This is a genomic window from Metabacillus sp. Hm71, from assembly GCF_051842955.2.
GTDB lineage: Bacteria > Bacillota > Bacilli > Bacillales > Bacillaceae > Metabacillus.
Genome location: NZ_CM200278.1, coordinates 2,823,110 through 2,843,300, shown reverse-complemented (window position 1 = coordinate 2,843,300; position 20,191 = coordinate 2,823,110). Strand labels below are relative to the sequence as shown.

The 20,191-nt window shown below is 36.2% G+C and carries 25 protein-coding genes; 6 read left to right on the top strand and 19 right to left on the bottom strand.

Annotated elements, in window-relative coordinates; genetic code table 11:
• Positions 1–2: 2 nt before the first annotated feature.
• Entirely contained in the window at positions 3–1,970 is a 1,968-nt protein-coding gene (parE, locus tag ACSVDH_RS13855; protein WP_439252116.1) for a DNA topoisomerase IV subunit B, read from the bottom strand.
• Between the two features lie 279 nt (positions 1,971–2,249).
• Positions 2,250–2,663 carry a CoA-binding protein gene (locus ACSVDH_RS13850; protein ID WP_299090700.1) on the bottom strand — a complete coding sequence of 138 codons (414 nt, stop codon included), beginning with the start codon at positions 2,661–2,663 and terminating at the stop codon, positions 2,250–2,252.
• Positions 2,664–2,899: 236 nt separating this feature from the next.
• Between ACSVDH_RS13850 and plsY the strand changes: the two genes are divergently transcribed.
• Positions 2,900–3,481, top strand: a complete 582-nt coding sequence (plsY, locus tag ACSVDH_RS13845) for a glycerol-3-phosphate 1-O-acyltransferase PlsY (protein WP_299090703.1) — start codon at positions 2,900–2,902, stop codon at positions 3,479–3,481.
• Between the two features lie 205 nt (positions 3,482–3,686).
• On the top strand, positions 3,687–3,980 hold the full coding sequence (locus tag ACSVDH_RS13840; protein WP_439252117.1) for a HesB/YadR/YfhF family protein: 294 nt from the start codon (positions 3,687–3,689) through the stop codon (positions 3,978–3,980).
• Positions 3,981–4,038: 58 nt separating this feature from the next.
• On the opposite strand, the gene ACSVDH_RS13835 is transcribed toward ACSVDH_RS13840, so the two are convergent.
• The 8 genes from ACSVDH_RS13835 to acnA form a co-directional block, all read right to left on the bottom strand.
• The gene (locus ACSVDH_RS13835) at positions 4,039–4,350 is read right to left on the bottom strand and encodes a hypothetical protein (RefSeq protein WP_299090708.1); all 312 of its coding nucleotides are present in this window, start codon (positions 4,348–4,350) and stop codon (positions 4,039–4,041) included.
• Entirely contained in the window at positions 4,350–4,766 is a 417-nt protein-coding gene (locus tag ACSVDH_RS13830; protein WP_299090711.1) for an acyl-CoA thioesterase, read from the bottom strand. Before ACSVDH_RS13830 ends, ACSVDH_RS13835 begins: the two co-directional genes overlap by 1 nt.
• Before the next feature lie 174 nt (positions 4,767–4,940).
• Entirely contained in the window at positions 4,941–5,189 is a 249-nt protein-coding gene (tlp, locus tag ACSVDH_RS13825; RefSeq protein ID WP_299090712.1) for a small acid-soluble spore protein Tlp, read from the bottom strand.
• Between the two features lie 96 nt (positions 5,190–5,285).
• Entirely contained in the window at positions 5,286–5,429 is a 144-nt protein-coding gene (locus ACSVDH_RS13820) for an acid-soluble spore protein N (RefSeq protein ID WP_299090714.1), read from the bottom strand.
• Between the two features lie 64 nt (positions 5,430–5,493).
• On the bottom strand, positions 5,494–5,625 hold the full coding sequence (locus tag ACSVDH_RS13815) for an FbpB family small basic protein (RefSeq protein WP_439252118.1): 132 nt from the start codon (positions 5,623–5,625) through the stop codon (positions 5,494–5,496).
• Positions 5,626–5,730: 105 nt separating this feature from the next.
• The gene (locus ACSVDH_RS13810) at positions 5,731–6,240 is read right to left on the bottom strand and encodes a TlpA family protein disulfide reductase (protein WP_439252119.1); all 510 of its coding nucleotides are present in this window, start codon (positions 6,238–6,240) and stop codon (positions 5,731–5,733) included.
• A 17-nt stretch (positions 6,241–6,257) separates the two neighbouring features.
• Complete coding sequence (locus tag ACSVDH_RS13805) at positions 6,258–6,668, bottom strand: hypothetical protein (protein WP_439252120.1); 411 nt, start codon at positions 6,666–6,668, stop codon at positions 6,258–6,260.
• A gap of 144 nt (positions 6,669–6,812) precedes the next feature.
• Positions 6,813–9,539: an aconitate hydratase AcnA gene (gene acnA / locus ACSVDH_RS13800; protein ID WP_439252121.1), complete on the bottom strand. Its 2,727-nt coding sequence runs from the start codon at positions 9,537–9,539 to the stop codon at positions 6,813–6,815.
• A 316-nt stretch (positions 9,540–9,855) separates the two neighbouring features.
• On the opposite strand from acnA, the gene sspO reads away from it, so the two are divergent.
• A complete protein-coding gene (sspO, locus tag ACSVDH_RS13795) occupies positions 9,856–10,005 on the top strand; it encodes a small acid-soluble spore protein SspO (RefSeq protein WP_299090722.1) in 150 nt (49 codons plus the stop codon).
• 55 nt (positions 10,006–10,060) lie between these two features.
• On the opposite strand, the gene ACSVDH_RS13790 is transcribed toward sspO, so the two are convergent.
• The 3 genes from ACSVDH_RS13790 to ACSVDH_RS13780 form a co-directional block, all read right to left on the bottom strand.
• Positions 10,061–10,324, bottom strand: coding sequence for a hypothetical protein (locus tag ACSVDH_RS13790; RefSeq protein WP_299090724.1), 264 nt, complete (start codon positions 10,322–10,324; stop codon positions 10,061–10,063).
• 389 nt (positions 10,325–10,713) lie between these two features.
• The gene (locus ACSVDH_RS13785; protein WP_439252122.1) at positions 10,714–11,595 is read right to left on the bottom strand and encodes a Vgb family protein; all 882 of its coding nucleotides are present in this window, start codon (positions 11,593–11,595) and stop codon (positions 10,714–10,716) included.
• A gap of 353 nt (positions 11,596–11,948) precedes the next feature.
• Positions 11,949–12,593, bottom strand: coding sequence for an MBL fold metallo-hydrolase (locus ACSVDH_RS13780; protein WP_439252123.1), 645 nt, complete (start codon positions 12,591–12,593; stop codon positions 11,949–11,951).
• A gap of 414 nt (positions 12,594–13,007) precedes the next feature.
• On the opposite strand from ACSVDH_RS13780, the gene ACSVDH_RS13775 reads away from it, so the two are divergent.
• Together ACSVDH_RS13775 and ACSVDH_RS13770 are read left to right on the top strand one after the other, a co-directional pair.
• A complete protein-coding gene (locus ACSVDH_RS13775) occupies positions 13,008–13,154 on the top strand; it encodes a small acid-soluble spore protein P (protein WP_299090730.1) in 147 nt (48 codons plus the stop codon).
• A 150-nt stretch (positions 13,155–13,304) separates the two neighbouring features.
• Positions 13,305–13,712, top strand: a complete 408-nt coding sequence (locus ACSVDH_RS13770; RefSeq protein WP_439252124.1) for an Hsp20/alpha crystallin family protein — start codon at positions 13,305–13,307, stop codon at positions 13,710–13,712.
• Between the two features lie 279 nt (positions 13,713–13,991).
• On the opposite strand, the gene ACSVDH_RS13765 is transcribed toward ACSVDH_RS13770, so the two are convergent.
• The 5 genes from ACSVDH_RS13765 to ACSVDH_RS13745 all read right to left on the bottom strand — a co-directional run bounded on the left by ACSVDH_RS13765 (position 13,992) and on the right by ACSVDH_RS13745 (position 18,083).
• Entirely contained in the window at positions 13,992–14,207 is a 216-nt protein-coding gene (locus ACSVDH_RS13765; RefSeq protein ID WP_299090734.1) for a hypothetical protein, read from the bottom strand.
• 281 nt (positions 14,208–14,488) lie between these two features.
• On the bottom strand, positions 14,489–15,166 hold the full coding sequence (locus tag ACSVDH_RS13760) for a GntR family transcriptional regulator (RefSeq protein WP_439252125.1): 678 nt from the start codon (positions 15,164–15,166) through the stop codon (positions 14,489–14,491).
• A gap of 353 nt (positions 15,167–15,519) precedes the next feature.
• A complete protein-coding gene (gene xylA, locus ACSVDH_RS13755) occupies positions 15,520–16,851 on the bottom strand; it encodes a xylose isomerase (RefSeq protein ID WP_439252126.1) in 1,332 nt (443 codons plus the stop codon).
• Between the two features lie 190 nt (positions 16,852–17,041).
• On the bottom strand, positions 17,042–17,620 hold the full coding sequence (locus ACSVDH_RS13750; protein ID WP_439252127.1) for a DedA family protein: 579 nt from the start codon (positions 17,618–17,620) through the stop codon (positions 17,042–17,044).
• Between the two features lie 190 nt (positions 17,621–17,810).
• Positions 17,811–18,083, bottom strand: a complete 273-nt coding sequence (locus ACSVDH_RS13745) for a spore morphogenesis/germination protein YwcE (protein WP_439252128.1) — start codon at positions 18,081–18,083, stop codon at positions 17,811–17,813.
• A 172-nt stretch (positions 18,084–18,255) separates the two neighbouring features.
• Between ACSVDH_RS13745 and ACSVDH_RS13740 the strand changes: the two genes are divergently transcribed.
• Positions 18,256–19,125, top strand: coding sequence for a formate/nitrite transporter family protein (locus ACSVDH_RS13740; RefSeq protein WP_439252129.1), 870 nt, complete (start codon positions 18,256–18,258; stop codon positions 19,123–19,125).
• A gap of 116 nt (positions 19,126–19,241) precedes the next feature.
• Here the strand turns inward: ACSVDH_RS13740 and ACSVDH_RS13735 are convergent, their stop codons facing one another.
• Positions 19,242–20,084 (bottom strand): tyrosine-type recombinase/integrase, encoded by an 843-nt coding sequence (locus tag ACSVDH_RS13735; protein WP_439252130.1) that lies wholly within the window; start codon positions 20,082–20,084, stop codon positions 19,242–19,244.
• Between the last annotated feature and the right edge of the window lie 107 nt (positions 20,085–20,191).

Sequence of the window (20,191 nt, the reverse complement as noted above, 5' to 3'; positions counted from 1 at the left end):
TCCTATACCTCCTCTGCAACCGATAAATGTTCGTTTTCTAATATATTTGTCTCTTCATCAAGACCAAATGCGACATTGCTTTCAATCCATTTACGGCGTGGTTCAACCTTGTCGCCCATCAATGTTGTCACACGGCGCTCAGCACGCGCAGCATCATCAATTTTCACGCGGATGAGCGTCCTTGTTTCCGGGTTCATCGTTGTTTCCCATAACTGATCCGCATTCATCTCGCCTAAACCTTTATAACGCTGGATCATATATCCTTTACCGACCTTTGAAATAGCACCTTTTAATTCATCATCAGACCATGCATATTCAATGACCTCTTTTTTTCCTGTTCCCTTGCTTACTTTGTATAATGGAGGTAAGGCAATAAATACTTTGCCATTCTCGATAAGCGGCTTCATATAGCGATAAAAGAAGGTTAAGAGCAAGACTTGAATATGGGCGCCATCTGTATCGGCATCGGTCATGATAATAACCTTATCATAGTTAATATCTTCAATGGCAAATTCAGCACCAACACCTGCACCGATAGCATGAATGATTGTATTGATCTCTTCATTTTTAAAAATGTCAGCAAGCTTCGCCTTTTCTGTGTTTATCACTTTACCCCTTAAAGGCAATACCGCCTGAAAACGCCGGTCTCTTCCTTGCTTGGCTGAGCCGCCGGCAGAGTCACCCTCCACGAGATACAATTCATTTTTTAACGGGTTGCGCGATTGTGCTGGAGTAAGTTTACCGCTTAACGTCGTTTCTGAACGTTTTCGTTTCTTTCCACTCCTTGCTTCTTCCCTTGCTTTCCGTGCTGCTTCCCTCGCTTGAAATGCTTTTATTGCCTTTTTAACAAGCAAAGTCCCTGCATCTGGATTTTCCTCCAGGAAATAAGCGAGGTTTTCAGAAACGATCGCATCAACAGCAGACCTAGCCTCACTTGTCCCGAGTTTTCCCTTCGTTTGACCTTCAAATTGCAGCAGCTCCTCAGGTATCCGGACAGACACAATTGCAGCAAGCCCCTCACGAATATCGGAACCCTCAAGGTTTTTATCCTTTTCCTTCAGCAACCCAGTTTTTCTCGCATATTCATTAAACGCCCTTGTCATGGCGGTTTTTGAGCCAGCCTCATGTGTTCCGCCATCCTTTGTACGAACGTTATTTACAAAAGATAAGATGTTTTCTGAGTAACCATCATTAAATTGAAAAGCAAATTCAACTTCAATGCCATTTTGCTCGCCTTCAAACGAAACGACAGGATGAAGTGCATCTTTTTCTTCGTTTAAATAAGAGACAAACGCTTCAATACCATTTTCATAATGATATACTTCACGTTGGTCATGACGTTCATCAATTAGTTCAATTTTTAAACCCTTTAACAGGAATGCTGATTCCCGTAAGCGTTCGCTTAATGTTTCGAAATTATAGGTCGTTGTACTAAACATGGTTGGATCTGGCTTAAAGTGAGTGTTTGTACCTGTTTTTTTCGTTTTCCCTTTTTTCTCAAGGGTGGTTACAGGTTTCCCGCCATTTTCAAAACGTTGTTCGTATATAAAGCCATCACGATGAATGGTTACGACCAGCCATTCAGAAAGTGCATTTACAACAGATGCACCAACACCGTGCAGACCGCCGCTCGTTTTATAACCGCCCTGGCCAAATTTCCCTCCTGCATGTAGGACAGTGAAAATGACCTCAGGTGTCGGCTTTCCAAGCTTATGCATTCCAGTTGGCATACCGCGGCCTTTATCTTGAACTGATATACTGTTGTCTTTATGTATCGTAACAATGATATGGTCTCCATGACCAGCTAAGGCCTCGTCCACTGAGTTATCGACGATCTCGTAAACAAGATGATGCAAGCCTCTGCTATCTGTGCTTCCTATATACATTCCAGGCCGTTTCCTAACGGCTTCCAGACCTTCAAGCACCTGGATGGCATCATCATTATACTCAAATTGTTGCTTATTACTCAAACGACTAAACCCCTTTCAGTTGACACAAATCAAATCATCTCTCTAAATTTAAGAACGCATGTTTTAGTATTTTATACAATAATTTGCGTATCGACAACCCACAGTTTTTAAGAAATGTTTATTTTTCCATTAATAATTTGTTTATTATGATCGGGCAAATTACGTAATATCCATGTTTATTGTATCTGTTCATTTGCTCTTTTAGCAAACCATATTCGTGTAAGAAACGAAAAAATCCTTGTTTTTTACAAGGATTTTTCTAAAAATGATCACATTCTTTTATTTCGTCATTGCGTGCTCAACCTTAATACAACGATTCATAATAACGGTTTTTTGATTCTTTTTTAACAAATCATATGCTTCTTCGTTCTCTAGACCTAATTGTGCCCAATAAACATCGGCATCAATTTCTAAAAATTCTTTTGCCACATCCAGTAAATACTCAGAACGGCGGAACACATTGACAATATCCACATGTCCACCAATTTCTTTTAAAGAAGCGACCGCTTTCTTTCCCAGCACTTCGTCTACGGTAGGATTTACTGGAATAATATCATACCCGGCATCCATCATCGCCTTACTGACCATATAAGATGTGCGTTCTGGATTATCTGATAAGCCGACAACGGCAATGGTTTTACTGTTTTTTAAGATCTCTCCAATTTCCTGCCTTGATGGATTTTCAATCGCCATTTTCATCCAACTCCTTTACCTTCATAATAGCAAGTGCTTCCTTGACATACAAATAAAATGGCTGTTTTTCTTTATAAAGTGTATACAAAGCTTCTTTGTTTTATCCTGTATTGAAAGTGCAAATCCCTCCAATACTATTTAAAGCCAAAGATGTTTTTTAAATTTTTTATTCTCTCATAGAGTTTTTCTCTTCCTCCATGATAGAATAAAAGAAGATTATACAAAGGAGCACTTATATGATTGAAGCGATTATTTTTATTTTAGCGTATCTACTAGGATCGATTCCTTCTGGACTCATTGTGGGCAAGCTTGGATATGGAGTCGATATTCGTGAGCATGGAAGCGGAAATTTAGGGGGAACCAATACTTTCCGTACACTTGGAGTTAAAGCCGGGTTGATTGTTACCAGTGCAGACATCCTAAAAGGTACACTAGCAGCAGCTTTGCCTGGTTTACTTAATAGTGAATTAAGCCCGCTGTTAGTCGGTATTTTTGCCGTAATCGGACATACATATCCTATTTTCGCAAAATTTAAAGGCGGAAAAGCGGTAGCTACTTCAGGCGGTGTACTCCTGCTATATGTACCGCTCTTGTTTATAACCATGCTAGCATTCTTTTTCCTTGTTCTCTACATTACAAAATATGTGTCATTATCATCAATGCTTGCAGGTGTCTATGGCATCATTTACAGCCTATTTACAAGGGATATTCCTTTAATTATTGTGATTACGCTCTTAACCCTATTTGTTATATATCGACATCGAGCAAATATAAAACGAATTATCGATAAAACTGAACCGAAAGTTAAATGGTTATAAATTGAGTCCTCAAAATGGGTTTAACTTTTCGTAATAAAAGACCACTTATAGTGGTTTTTTATATTTCACAAAAACTTTACATATCAAACCAAGTACAATCATGGTCCTATTCTTCGTTCTATATTATAATTAGAAAAGCAGCTTTTATTTTCAGCTGTTTTTAAAGCATAAAAATCTTCGCAGGTTAACAAGAGGAGTGTTGAAAATGGAAATGATCATTGATGATAAAGCTGCAAACTGGTATATAGAGGAATTACAGCTGCAAAAAGGTGATATGGTTCAATTTTTTGTTCGGTATGGCGGATGCAGCAATGTTCAAAAAGGCTTTTCCCTTGGTGTAGCAAAACAGCAGCCTGAAGAAATCGGAGCAAGTGTAGAGTTAAATGGGATTACTTTTTTCGTGGAAAATCGCGATCTTTGGTACTTTGACAACCATAGTCTCCGTGTGGAATTAGATGAGGAAGTAAACGAGCCGTCCTTTACTTATATCGAACAATAATGTTATTGGATAAAAATAAGGTCAAAAGCCGCTAATCGTGTAAGCTTTTGACCTTTCGCTAATTTTTATTTTGTAATTTAAAACGTTGAATATGATCTTCCAGCCCATAGTGTTTTAAAATATGCAGCTGGGTTTCACCTAGCAAATCAAAATGCGGGTAGTGATCATTGTAGTGAATCCATTCCTTTTTTAGCCCGAATTGTGCACCCCAGGTTGCTAATTTTTCAATATCACTGCAACCAGCCTTTGTGACACAATGTAAATTCGGAAACCGGTCATCCAGCCAAAAATGAGTTAAAAAAGAAATTTCACCACGTGAAACTTCATCCTTCCATTTGACTAATTCTTTTCGTGAGATTCCAAAAGCCATTATTTCTTCGCCTTTTCATATGCTTCATGCCATTCAGGATAGAGCTTACGAAACTTCACTGGTCGAAACGTATCTTTATGAACACATACATGGCTTGATTTAGCTTGTACAGCCAATTCTCCTGATGGTGTATAAATTTCATAGCCATAGACACTCTTCATCCCGTTGTATTCTTCTATCCATGTATGAATCATCGCTGTTTCTCCATAACGCATTGGTTTTTTATAAGAAATTTCGATATCGATGACGGGAGAAATAATTCCATCCTTCTCCATCTCAGCATAAGAAAACCCAAGGTCTTGAATTAATTTTGTCCTGCCTACTTCCATCCAAATTAAATAATTGGCATGATAAACCACACCCATTTGATCTGTTTCAGCATACCTAATTTCGATTTCTTTTTTTGATACAAGCATGTCATTCTCTCCTTGCTGCCCTTAATAGCTATGTAAAGCAATTTTCATCTATCTAACAATCATATCATAGAAAGCGAAATGCCTGAATGAAAAAGACTTATGGCACAAATTGATGTAATATTAGCAATTCTTACTTTCCATTTTAGAAAAAAATAAACCAGGCAAAAGCCTGATTTATTGTTGATCATTGCGATATCCTTTTTCACGCGCTTGTGCTTCATCCTTAATTTCTTCACGCAATGCATGAATGCTTTCTTCACGACGAGCGTTTTTCGCTTCAATTCTTTCCCGTTCTTCAGGTGAAGCAAATTGCAGAGTATCTTGTGCTTCTTCAATGTTTTCAATTGTGTTTTGAACCATGCTTTGTAATTTTTCTACGTTGTCTGAGCGATCGTCTGGATTTGGACGGTTTTGGTTTGCCATTTTAAAATCCTTCCTTTCGTGTTAGCTTATGAAATAACAATTTTAGTCTGCTATATTGAAGGGATTTTTAAACACATTTTTTGCGTAAGATAAGAGTTACTCACCTTTAGTTTGGATAACTTGTGCATGTTTTCCAGAAGTATCTTGCATTTTTTTGCCTTTATTACCACCAAATCCACGCGGTTTTGTTCCAATATGGTTAGGATTAAAATGACTTTGTGTATCATTTTGGTTTGTCATCACTATCGCCTCCTCAACGGATAGAATGCCCATAAAAAAGGCGATAAATGACTAGTAAAGCTTGTTAATCTAATTTCCTAAGCATCTTTTGCTCCCACCGTTCCTCGATTCTATCGAGAGCCTCCTGATCTTTTAAAAGCTGTTGCTTATTTTCTAAAACTAACTCCTCAAATGTTCTTTTTTTATTTTTTCTCATTAATCTCACCTCCGCTTATGTTAATAAAAGGATGCCCAATTTTCAAAAAATTTAGTACATTATTTAAAAAAATAAAAAAGACTTAAGACATTTGGCCTTAAGTCTTCACTCTAGATCAAGCAGGTCTTTCATTTGATCATAGGTCATAGCACCTACAAATTTTGATGTAATGACTCCCTTTTCATCTATTATATAAGAAGTAGGGTATGATAACACTTCAAATTGCTTATTAATTTCCCCGTTTTTATCCAATAATACAGGGAATGATAAATTCAATTCTTTTACAAAACTTTCAACCGTTTCGATGTTTTTTTCGGAACTTGTCAGATTGACTGCTGCAATAACAACATCTTCATTAAATTCATTGTGAATCTTCTCCATATCGGGCATTTCAGAGCGGCATGGTGGACACCATGTTGCCCAAAAATTAAGGATGACCTTTTTCCCCTGCAGACTGGACAAACTCACTTTTTCTCCATCCAGTGTTGTTAATTCAAAATCTGGTGCAGCATTGCCTTCTGTCACACCGACCTTCACATTGCTTGGATTTATAGCATAATAAATCGCATATCCAACAAGAAATACTAAGATCGAAATAGCTAATATTTTCTTCATATGTAAGACAAGACCTCCTAAACAAAAGACAATACTACAATTTTTATTAGATGATATAGTAAAATATAGCTAATTATTACAATGAGAATCGAGATACTAAACTTTTTTATCGAAAGATGTTCCTTTTTTACTGCCACTGCTAAATATACGATACTAATGACAACCCCTAAATAAATCCCTTTTTGACCACCAGTAAAGTATATCCATTGATTTGTCAACAGGAGCTCAGGCCGAAACAAAACAATGCTAAATTTATATGAAAAAAATAAGATCAAAACAACCGTCCAATAATGCTTTATAATAAACTGTTTTGTCGTGGATTCCTTCAATAACACGTCTATCAGATAATATGTAATTAAAAATGTGAATAGGACAATGGTATAAAAATACTGAACCGTAAACGGTCCTATTTGAAAAGCGTCAAACATGTTGCTTAATCTCCTTAAAATCATCCCTTTCTCTATTAAAGCATGGAACTTTAGAAAGAACAATGCATGATGCTTTTTGTTTGCGGATTAGACACAAAAGTTTTCAATACAAAAAGGAACGGGATCCCGTTCCTTTTTACAATGTTACGCTTGTAATTTATCACGTAATACCATTTGAAGAATTCCGCCATGACGGTAGTAATCAATTTCAACTTCACTGTCGAAACGAACTAATACTTCAAATTCTTTTTTGTTTCCAGCTTCATCTGTAGCAGTCACTTTCACGAAGTCACGTGGTTTAACTGTTTCGTCAATAGCAACTTCAATGGTTTCTTTTCCAGTTAATCCTAGCACTTCTGCGTTTTCTCCATCTTTAAATTGAAGTGGAAGAACACCCATTAGTACTAAGTTACTGCGGTGAATACGCTCGAAGCTTTCCGCGATAACTGTTTTGATGCCAAGAAGGTTTGTTCCTTTAGCTGCCCAGTCACGAGAGCTTCCCATACCGTAATCTTTACCAGCTAATACAACCAATCCTGTACCATCTTGTTTATAATCCATGCATGCATCATAGATTGATTTTACTTCACCAGTTGGCCAGTAAGTTGTGTAGCCGCCTTCTGTACCAGGCGCAATTTGGTTTTTGATTCGGATATTGGCAAATGTACCTCTCATCATTACTTCGTGATTACCGCGACGAGAACCATAAGAGTTAAACTCTCTTGGTGTTACACCATTTTCTTGCAGGTAACGGCCCGCAGGTGTATCTTTACCAATTGATCCAGCAGGTGAAATATGGTCAGTTGTTACGGAATCACCGAATTTTGCAACAACACGAAGGTCTTTTAACGCTTCAACTTTACCAGGTTCTGCAGTTAAACCTTCGAAGAATGGAGGGTTTTGAATGTAAGTTGATTTTTCATCCCAAACATATAACGCCTCATCTGTTGTTTCAATTTCATTCCAACGAGCATTATCATCAAATACTTGCTCATATTCTTTTCTAAATAGCTCAGGTGTAACAGTTTGATTAACAACTTCGTTAATTTCGTCTGTTCCTGGCCAGATGTCTTTAAAGAATACATCATTTCCGTTTTTATCTTTACCTAATGAATCATTTTGAAGATCGATATCTACTGTTCCAGCTAATGCGTAAGCCACAACTAATGGTGGTGATGCAAGGTAGTTACCTTTAACTAGCGGGTGAATACGTCCTTCAAAGTTACGGTTACCAGATAAAACGGATGTTACTAATAAATCGTTCGCAGCAACAGCTTCTTCGATTTCTTCAGCAAGCGGACCAGAGTTACCGATACATGTTGTACAACCATATCCGACAAGGTTAAAGCCTAGCTTTTCTAAATGTGGAAGAAGACCAGAGTTTTCTAGGTATCCTGTTACAACTTTTGAACCAGGTGCTAATGATGTTTTTACATATTTAGGGACTTCAAGTCCTAATTCAACAGCTTTTTTCGCAACAAGACCTGCAGCTACTAATACGTAAGGATTAGATGTATTTGTACAGCTTGTAATCGCAGCGATTGCAATTGCACCTGTTTTCATTTTTGTTTCTTCACCGTTTTTAAATTTCACAGTGATTTCTTTATTGATTTCAGTAGGTTCTAAACCAAAGCCTTGGTTACCAGCTGGTGCTGCTAAATGCTCATGGAATTTATCCTTCATCATTGAAAGAGGAATTAAATCCTGTGGACGTTTAGGACCAGAAAGGTTTGCTTCGATTTCAGAAAGGTCAATTTCTACAACCTTTGTGAATGTCGGATCTTCGTTTTCAGGCGTAAAGAATAAACCGTTCGCTTTGCAATACTCTCCAACTACTTGGATATGCTCTTCATCGCGGCCAGTTAAACGCATATAATTAAGTGCTTCTTCATCAACCGGGAAGAAACCGCAAGTTGCACCATATTCAGGTGCCATGTTTGCAATTGTTGCACGGTCGGCAAGTGGCAGCTGTGCTACACCAGGACCAAAAAACTCTACAAATTTGCCAACAACACCTTGCTGACGTAATACTTGTGTTACTTTTAACGCTAAGTCTGTAGCCGTTGTACCATTTGGCAGCTCACCAGTTAATTTAACACCAATTACTTCCGGCACTGGGAAGTATGAAGGCTGTCCTAGCATACCTGCTTCTGCCTCGATACCGCCGACACCCCAACCAAGAACACCGATACCGTTGATCATGGTTGTATGTGAGTCAGTACCTACTAATGAATCTGGGAATGTTTCAAATTCACCGTTTTCATTTTCTACAGCATGAACAACACTTGCTAAATACTCTAAGTTTACTTGGTGAACAATTCCTGTTGCTGGTGGAACAGCACGATAGTTATCAAATGATTTTTGTGCCCAGCTTAGGAATTTATAACGCTCGCTATTACGTTCAAATTCAAGATCCATGTTAAACTGTAACGCATCAGGAGTTCCTGCTTTGTCAACCTGTACAGAGTGGTCAACTACAAGGTCAACTGGAATCTCAGGATTGATTTTATCAGGATCTCCACCCATGTCAGCCATTGCCTTACGAAGTGATGCTAAGTCAACGACAGCAGGTACACCTGTGAAGTCTTGCAGAATAACGCGAGATGGTTTAAATGGAACATCGATATCCTTTTGCTCAGCAGTTCCCCACTTCGCTAAATTTTCAACATGTTCTTTTGTAATAACTCTGCCGTCTACTTGACGTAACACAGATTCCAAAAGAACCTTTACTGAATATGGTAAGCGCGAAACATTACCAATTCCTGCATCTTCTAATGCTTGTAAGGAATAGTAGTTGTACGTCTTTCCATTAACCGTAAAGCTTTTACGTGCTTGGAAAGCATCTTGTTTAGTAGTAACTTGATTAGTCATTTTGCTTTCTCCCCCTTAGTAAGATCAAGATCGACTCTTGTCGAAGGATGGTACTCCATTTTTTAAATTTCACACAATTCAATCTTAATACAACTAGTAACATAAGTAAATAACAATGATGTTATTGATATGTATAAGTTTCTCTTATGAAAGCGTACTAGTTTTACTTTTTTACTATATCAAATTTTTAACTAAATAGCATCGAAATCTTTTAAATTTTTTCTAAATTTTTTGGCCCCTTTTCTTTTTATGCCAAGCATCTGAATGGATCTCAACTTCTTGAGACATGATAGTTCTTGTAGGGGGTGAAGAACTTATGGCAAAACGCAAAGCGAATCACATTCGGGTCGGAATGAATGATGCGAGTGCACAAGGAATAGGTGCAGGATATAATGAAGAACTCCAAAATGAACCACTGACAGCTGCACAAAGACAAAATAATAAAAAGCGTAAAAAAAATCAATAGAATATAATGTTATTAATTTACTGACAAAAAACGACGGTCCCCCCGTCGTTTTTGCTTATATATTGTCTAGATTTAATTCATTAACAATTTTTTCAAGATCGTTTTGGTATTGTTCCAGACGCTTTCTTTGTGTTTCTGATGCATTTTCAAGCGCATTATTAATTTGTTGATAGGCTTCATTTACTTCTTCTGTTAAATGCTTAAGCTGTCTCCCGTAATCTGGACTTTCTTTGACAATATTTTGATACGCATCAATTGCTTCAGTTGCCCCTTGCTGCGCAGCTTGAAAAGCTTGTTGCTTGTCCTTATTATATGGCATAAACTTCACACATTCCTTTCATCGCAAGTATAAAGTGAGACTTCCATCAATGGTGGTTTTCTCATCCCTCCTGATGGTTAGAAAAACTTATCAAGCTCAAAGCCCCAACATCATGTGGCTTTGCCTTCCTTGGACATCCTGTCCTTCGTCGGATCCTTACGGACATTTATCTCCCTCTTATCTTCTTATTCTTAGCTTCACTTGAACCTTAAAGGGGGATTACTGCCCGTTAAGATGGATAAAACCATCTGTTAGTATGTCTTAATTGGAAATTAATATTCACCGATGAATAAGAATGATACTAAAAATTTACAGAAAAGAAACCATTAGTTAACATAATTAAACTCCAGTAAACTAATGATTTTATTTCTTGGACACTAAAAATATTTTTATATATGACCTAATTTATTACACTCTAAAGCAAACCAAACTTTCCCATTTTTATCACAAGTAATACCATGTGGCTCAGCTTGTGGGGTAGGGATTTTATATTCGGTTATTTGCCTATCAACAAGGGAGAAACGTCCTATTTGATTTGCTCCCCACTCAGTAAACCATAATGAACCATCTAAGCCAGTTGTTATGGCATGAGGGCGGGCATTTACTGTTGGAATTTCATATTCAGTTATTTCACCTGATAACGTAATACGACCTACCTTATTATTTAAAATCTCTACAAACCAAAGGGCTTGATCAGGACCATTCGTTATTCCCACTGGTCCTGAATTTAAAGTTGGTAAAGCAAATTCAATTACTTCTCCTGATGAGGAAATTCGTCCAATGGCATTGTTTTGATTTTCAGTGAACCACATCGCTCCATCATTTCCTAAAACAATAAAAGATGGAAAAGCACCTTCTGTCGGTAATTCATATTCGTAGATCGATCCGCTCAAAGTTATTTTACCTATTCGATTCCCGTTCATTTCTGTAAACCAAATATCTCCGTTTAATCCTTTTGCAATACCATATGGAGCTGAATTTGGTTGGGGCAGCGGAAATTCTTCTATGTTGCCTTGCTTTGAAATTCTCCCCAATTTATTGCCTTTATGTTCTGTAAACCATATCTCATCATTAGAACCTACAGTTAAACTTAATACTTGGGCGTCTGGTGTAGGTATGCTAAATTCCCTTATAAGACCAGATTTATCTAAACAACTTATTTTATTGGCTTTATGTTGAGTAATCCACACATTTCCCTTATCATCTGTTGCAATGCCATAGGGAGCTGAATTAGAACGTTCTAATGCAATTTCTTTTATTTCTATATTCATGCCTAACTCCTCCTAAAATCTCTTTGCAAACAAAAAACTCCTGGACTCATTTCTGAGGCAGGAGTCAATGTAAAATACCTGGTATCGAAAAAGTACTCCATTAAACAGACTTCTTCTTACACAAGCTAAAGGACATGATCGTAATCCTACCTCAGAAATAATAATCGATATATCACAGGAACCATAAATCCACTGGACATAGAAAGTATTTGATATCGACTATTCTAAGTTCGGATTATTGAATCATGTACGCTTTCACCCTTCCATATATTGTTAACTTCATTAAAACATTTAAAAATCGTTAATGTCAATGAAAAATTCAGTAACCACATACTAAAAGGCTTATCCTTACTTCATTCATACAGCATAGTTACAACACCGGCATATTCAGAAAGATTTTCTTTGGAAATTTCCAATGTCTTCACTTCGATTATTCGCTGTCCAGATATCTGAAGAAACTTATCTACCTTTGAAAACATCAAGCCAACAACCGACAATGCCTTTGTTCTATAGTGCATAGGAATAGTTAAAGTAGGATTTAATTGGCGCATTACTTGAGTAGCTTCTCGTGCATTAATCGTAAATGTACCTCCTACAGGGATGATAAGAATGTCTACTTTTCCAATTTCATTCACTAGTTCTTCAGTTAATAGATGGCCTAAATCCCCACAATGGCAGATGGTTAGACCGTTCATTTGCAAACGATATAAAATATTGGGACCTCTCTTCTTACCATTTATCTTGTCGTGAAATGTCCTAAATCCACTAATTTTTACATCATCGCGAATGTATTCCTTTGGCTCGTTTACAAGCAAGTAATCACCTGTTGCAGCTTGAATTTTATTATGATCAAAATGTTGATGGGTAATGGCAACTATATCTGATTCAACTATCGGCATTCGGTAGCGAATGAAGCGATAATATGGATCAATGAGAACCCTAATCCCCCCTTCAGAAGTTAGCAAAAAAGTAGAATGTCCAAACCATTTAATTTTCATACTAAAATTCTCCTTACTATGCAATGAATTTATTACCGTTTAAAGACGAACATCTGAAGCGAAAATACGTAAGATTCTTAATTACAGGAAATTTCACTCATAAAATCGAGAAATGTGAAGCATATTATTAACAGTTCAGTAAAAACCCACTGATACCTAAAATAGGTTTTATGCACAAAACTATTTTAGGTTGATTGGAGCGGGACTGGTGAGACCCCACAGGTTGTAAGACGAGGTGGCTCAGCACCCGCCCCGCAGAAAGCGAGCAACCTGGAGCGAAAATCAACCTGTCCTAAACCTTGTTCAATAGCAACAAAGTTTACGAAAATAGCCATGATTTTAATTAAAGTATATGGCGGCCAGTAATTATTTAGTAAAAGCAAAATAATGTTTTAAGTTATATGGAGGGGTAATATGACAAACAAAAACACTAGCAAGGATATGCGTAAAAATGCACCAAAAGGAGATAATCCAGGACAACCGGAACCGCTAGATGGATCAAAAAAGGTTAAAAATGCGAATCATACGCGCCAAAAGCATAATCAAGGACATGACATGTAGAGGCTTAGAGAGCCTCTTTTTTGTTCATTTATATCAAATTGATTTTTAATAGGACGAATTGCTTTCACCAAAAAATCAATCTTGAATACCTTATAGTTTAAAGGGGTTCATTACATTCTAGAAGTTTCCGTTCTATGGAGGTCAATTTAAATGAATATTAGAAAGTGTTCAAATCCAATGAATATTAATGGGATTGAAGAATGGATGACACAATTTTTTATTGATCCATTCACAAGCTTACTGGATGAGCACACATTTCGCGTCGATCTTTTTGAAACTAGTGAGGAGTTTATCATTGAAGCAGAGCTTAGAGAAAAGAAAAAAGAAGATATTCACATCACTGCTGTAAAAGAAAAAATTATGATAACCGTTCGTTCTGAAAAAGACCCGAATCATAACGAACAAGCTTCAGAAGACATAATAAGGAAAATCACGCTCCCCATTGTGATTGAAGATAAAGACATCCATGCCATCTTCAATAATGGCATTTTAGAAATAAAAATTGCTAAAAATGCTGACCGTATTAATAAGCGAACAAGCATTGCAATAGATGATTGATGATAAAAATGGCTTATCGCCTTTTCAAATAGCGAAAGCCTGAATTCTTTTCTTATTTAAGCAAAAATGACAGCGAAAGGTCACTGTCAATTACTCTTCTACGATATATTTTGAGTTCTGATTATGGACACTTATCGAAATCTGTTTTAATTCTTTACTCCCGCAATGTAAACAAGCCTCATTCTCATCATTGAGCAACATACAGTTTGAGCAATAGTATTTTTCCATAAAAATACCCCTTTTTATACACTATATGATCAAAGGGGATATTTGTTTCATTTATTCAGCAAGATGTTCAAAACTATTATGATAAATTTTATTAAGTTGATCGATTTTATAGATAAAAAATTCATGATCTGAATATTCATCTAAGCGGTTCTTTTCCTTATATTCTTCTTGAGCTTTTTTAGCTGCTTCTAGTGTTGTAAAAATACCAAGTATATTAGAGCTTTCTCCACATTCTGCACAGCCAAGATCTAAAACAACATAATACATGTTAACACCCTCTAAGATTTTAATATCAAAACTATAACATGATTCTAATAATTATTTCTACTAAAGAACTATAACTGCTCCTTTTGCAGAATGTCCATCATGGTTAATATTATTCATAAACAGTCGATGAAATCATGATAAGTCTGAGCTTCCAGCCTCCTAAATCTAAAGCAATCATGATGCAAATTAACAAGTGTAAAAAGGTTTTGCCAAGACAAATAGAGGCTTCTAATATGTTGAAGCCTCTATTATAAGCTGATCTGATTAACCATAGAATTTCCCTATTTAAAATAAGAAGGGTAACGTTGTTTCAAAAGCTCTTTTTCAATCACAACTAACCGCAGATGCTCTGACATGGTTTTTTCGACTTGATCTTGTTCATTATTTTTAACCAGTTCAAAAATTTGTTTATGCTGTGAAATAATGATATTCCAATCTGGATTTGAGGAAAGACGCAATAATCGAAGTCGTTTAAAATGACTGCTCATTTGCTGAAGCATGTTCCATGTCCTCTGTTTATCACATGCATAATATAAGATTTTATGAAATTCATCATCTAATTCAAACAATTTCATATAATTAGCCTTTTTTTCACAGGCTTCTTGCATCGTAAGATTAACTTCCAATTGAAATAATTCATCTTCAGATAATTTTTCACAAGCTAATCGGACGATTGCTTTCTCAATATTTTCTCTAACAAATCGAGATTCCTCAACATGGGCAAGATCAATACGTGAAACAAATGTTCCTCGCTGCGGATAAATCTCCAGAAGTTCCTCTTGCGATAATTTCAAAAAGGATTCCCTAACCGGAGTTCTGCTTACCTTAAGTTGATCTGCAATTTCTTTCTCGGACATTTTCGTTCCGGGTTCTAATGTTAAATTGATAATTTGCTCTTTTAATGTTTGATATATATAATTGCTTGTTGAACCACCGCTTCTACCATCATTGAATACCAATGCCTCACCTCATTCACACAGCTATCTAATTATGTATTTATGCTAGTATGGTAATTTACCATTTATTATAGTGGATAGGCTATCGTGATTCAATTTATATTTTCTGCTCATCATTCATAAGAAAAGCGCAAGCGCCTTGATCAGCCTAGGGCAAATAAGACGCTCATGAATAGAAGGCGTTCTTTGCCTTCAATTCATGAGGGGCTAAACCCTAGAGGGGCAAGGCGCTGGAGCTGGATGTCGTGCGCTTATTCACAGTTTAAGAATTTTATAATTTCCTGGAAAAACGATAAAAAAAGAGGATAACTATAAGAAGGTCTTCCCTTCCTTAAGTCATCCTCAATGGATTTTATTTAAACAGTAACATTTGATAATGTTTCTAATAAATATTGATTTACTAATGCCTTTAATCGTTCTTGACGGCCCGATTCGTTTTTAATTTCACCTAATTGTAATGCATACTCCTCTAATTTACGGAAGTCAGCTCTGCCTTCAACGATCTCAAGACCAATGCCTTCTGAATAGCTGCTATAACGTTGCTCAACGAATTCATCTAAAACTTTGTCTTCAATCAGCTTATTCGCTACTTTTAATCCAATGGCAAAGCTGTCCATACCTGCTATATGTGCGTGGAAAAGATCTTCAGCTTCAAATGATCCCCTTCTTACCTTTGCATCAAAGTTTAGTCCGCCTTTGCCTAAGCCGCCATTTTTCAAGATTTCATACATTGCAAGCGTTGTTGTATATAAATCTGTTGGGAATTCATCTGTATCCCAGCCTAACAAGGTATCACCTTGGTTTGCATCAACAGAACCTAACATATTGTTTATGCGGGCAACACGTAATTCGTGTTCGAATGTATGTCCTGCAAGCGTAGCATGATTCGCCTCAATATTAAATTTAAAGTAGTCTGTTAAATCATATTTTTGCAAGAAGGCAAGACCAGTCGCTACATCAAAATCATATTGATGCTTTGTAGGCTCCTTCGGTTTTGGTTCAATTAAGAATGGTGCATCAAAACCAATTTCTTTAGCATAATCAACCGCCATATGGAAGAAGCGGGCAAGATTATCCTGTTCCAACTGCATATTTGTATTTAACAGAGTTTCATAGCCCTCACGGCCGCCCCAGAATACATAATTCTCTGCACCAAGCTCTTTACCAATCTCCAAGCCTTTTTTAACCTTTGCAGCTGAATAAGCAAATACATCAGCATTGTTTGAAGTTGCTGCTCCGTGTACATATCTTGGATGTGTGAACATATTTGCTGTGTTCCATAAAAGCTTTGTTTTGCTTGTGCACATATATTCCTTAATCATTGCTACGATTGTATCTAAGTTTTGATACGTTTCTTTTAATGTTGCTCCTTCAGGTGCGATATCTACATCATGGAAGCAGAAGAAAGGAACATTTAGCTTTTCAAATAATTCAAATGCTGCTTCGACACGAGCTTTTGCTAAGTCCATTCCTTGAAGATGATTCCATGGGCGGATTGCTGTTCCAACACCAAATGGATCTGTTCCATCTGCTGTAAAAGTATGCCAATAGGCAACAGAAAAGCGAAGAATCTCTTCCATTGTTTTTCCGTTAATCACTTCTTCCGGATTGTAATACTTAAATGATAATGGATTTTTTGAACTAGCACCTTCATATTGGATTTTATTAATCGATTCGAAATAGGCCATGTTTATTCCTCCTGGACAAATGTAAAATGAATGGAAATTAACAACCTACTTGTTATCGCTTACATCAGGTAGATTGTTAATATTTAATTCTTATAAATATAGTACCATCATTTACTTAGTTTGTCTATCGAATAAACAAAGTTTTTTTCCTATTTTATAAATATTTTTATGTCCAAATAAAAACAATGTCTTAATTTGTGCTTTTTTCAGGATTTTTCTTAATTCGGTAAACTAGATATAAGATCAATCCTAAAAACAGTCCGATTACCAGGTATTTTTGTATACTAGTAAACAATTCCATAACCGTTTTAATAATCCCGGCTCTTCCAAGAATAAGCATGAATAAGACCCAAGGCAGAATTCCGATATAAGTAAGCACCCCATACTTCCAAGGATGAACTTTTATCATTCCTGAAAAATAAGAAATATAATTACCTACTCCTATCATTCGTGAAAATGAAATGGTCCATTCCCCATATTTATCAAACCAACCCTTCGCTCTTTTTATTTTTTTCTCATATTTTTCTTTTTTAAGAGTATCTTGCAATTTTAATCCTATGAAATATGGAATATAGCTAAAAATGGTATATACTAAGCTACCTGCTATAGTTAATAGGACCAAAATCCCCCATGAAGGTTTTAATAGATATCCGTAAGTCAATACAAAAAGCATTCCTGGAAAAGGAAGTGATGCTGCCTCAAGAGCAACTCCTATAAACAACCCCCAAACGCCAAGAGTATTCAATGTATTAAGTATAAATTCAATCATAAGTTTCGTCCTTCCATCATCATGATTAGATTAGATATCAAACTTGTTCATTCCAATTAATAGGCTATTCCCTTATTTAGCAAATTCTAACCCTTCTCTAATTTGTTTTAGACAGAAGAAAAGCGAGGCAGGAGGTGAACCTGCTTCGCTTACTAATGAAATGAAACAAATGAAAAGATCTTAATCTTCCTTAATAATTTCTAATATCTCTCATTTTTTTAGTAAAGAATGGTTTTGCAAAGACATGGTAAATTGTTAAGTGGGCGATGACGACATTCACTACAAAGCTTACACCAAATAGGAAATGTCCTATAAGCCCTAAATCAAAGTTGATATATGTGAGAAAGATCCCCCACATTGCAGCGATAACCGGTATATGGAGGATGGCTAATGTTCTCCTTTCTTTCCAAAGAAAGAGCGGAGTCGTACTCGAAACCAGTAAATAGGTGAAAAATACATCCATTTCCTTCAACCCCTTTTTATCTGCACCTTCTACTATTGTTTTCAATTAAGAATTTTGAATGTACCAATTGTTTACCCTCTTCAATTTCTTGTAAACTTTATCACTTTTAAATTGCTAGGTTTAAGGCATGTTTTCAAGGGGAACTGTTTTTTAAAAAGTGATGGTGGCTATTATGAAAAATAAAAATGAAAAATTTGAGCAAGATCATCAATATCCTAATCGGCAATATTACTTCCCAGAACAAATTATTGAATCCTTTATATTAAAAGGAAAAGAAACACAGCAAATGACGAAACGTGCCCAATTCATCCTTTCAATCATGGCAGGAGCGTTTATATCGTTTGGTGCCCTCGCTTCTGTTTTATTATCTGCAAACATTAAAGTAGATGGGTACTTTCACCTTTTTTCTGGAATAGGTTTTGCGATGGGATATGCAATGATCTTTTTATCAGGCTCAATCTTATTTACGGAAATTAATGTTCTACTGCCAAGCTATATTCTATATAGCAAATACTGGATCAGTAAAAAGGTGTTGCAATTTTGGCTTGTTTGTTATCTCGGTAATTTTCTAGGGGCTCTTTTTGTGGGGTTTTTACTTAATCTATCAGGTTCTTTGGATAAAGATTTTTACGAAGGTCTTCTCGGCTTTATGGAGAAAAAAATGCAGTTTACTGAGCGAGGAACATGGGGATGGTTTCAAGTTCTCTTTTCAGGAATTTTAGCGAATTGGTTAATTGGCATGGCCGCCGTTCTAGCTACAGCGGCAAGAGATGTCGCAGGAAAGATTTTAGGAATTTTTCTGCCTGTTATTATTTTTGAATCAGGGAATTTCCAACATGCAGTAGCAAATATGGGGTATTTTAGCATTACCGTACTGGAAGGATTTACATACAATTGGTCAGAATTAATTTTCTTTAATATTATTCCCGCTTCGATTGGTAACTTAATCGGCGGCGGCATTTTGGTATCGCTGCTTCTATCATTTGCTTTTAAAGAAAATATAGATACTCATGTGCTTGATGAGGAATTAGATGATCATTAACTTTTCTATGAACAATTACAGGGTGTCTCAAAAGATCATTTTTTTGAGACACCCTATTATTTTTCTTCCAATTAAATTTTTGTCGCACACTATGACAAAGCACCCGTGTGTATCTTTTATGAAAAAGCTCGATCTATGGCATTCTTTAAATTAGGCTCTATAGCACTGGCATATCGTTTTGTTACATTAATATCTTTATGTCCTGCCAATTTTGCCACGGTTTGAATATCAATACCTTTATTGATTAGTTTCTGGCAAAATGTATGACGTAATTTATGAGGATTTACATTGTACTTTTGTAACATATACTGCACGGCTCTGGTTGAAATCCGATTATAAGAATTAGAAGCAAATAATGCTTCTTGTTTGGTATTAAGTGTATCAATATATCTTTTCAAGTGATTTGTTACTTCTTTAGATAATGGAATGATCCTTTCAAGTTCCCCATTATGATTTTTCACAAAAAGGGTTCCTTTTTTATTGTTTATTTCAATATCCGCTACATTTAGCGCACAGAGCTCTGAAATTCGAATCCCTGTGTATAAAAGCGTATAGACGATTGCTATGTTTCGAAGATTTCCTTCTAGTTCAACCTCTAATAATAAGCGCTTTTCTTCCATTTCTTCTAGAGACTCTGGGATATCCGTATCTTTTATTTTTTCCTTTTTGTGAACACCGGAAATAATCTCAGATCTCCCTAAATAGCGAGAAAAAACACTAATTGCTGCAAGATATTTTTCAATTGTTCCTGCACTCTTTTCCTGTTCTTCTAAATAATCCATATACAATTGAACATCATTTGTAGAGATCTGTTCAAGACTACTGTCTTTTTCATGTAACCATGCTTGAAACTTTTCTAAAATCCCTACATAGGTTTTTACCGTACCTTCAGCTTTTCCTTGTTCCTTTTGCCACTCTGAAAATTTTTCTATTGAGTTTGTTGCGCTAGTGTTGTTCATTTAACCACCGCCTTATCTTTAGAAAAGTACGATTCTACTACCTATTATATATGATGAATTCATCTAACTCAACTTCTGTGAAATTCAAAGCATATTTACTTTAAAGA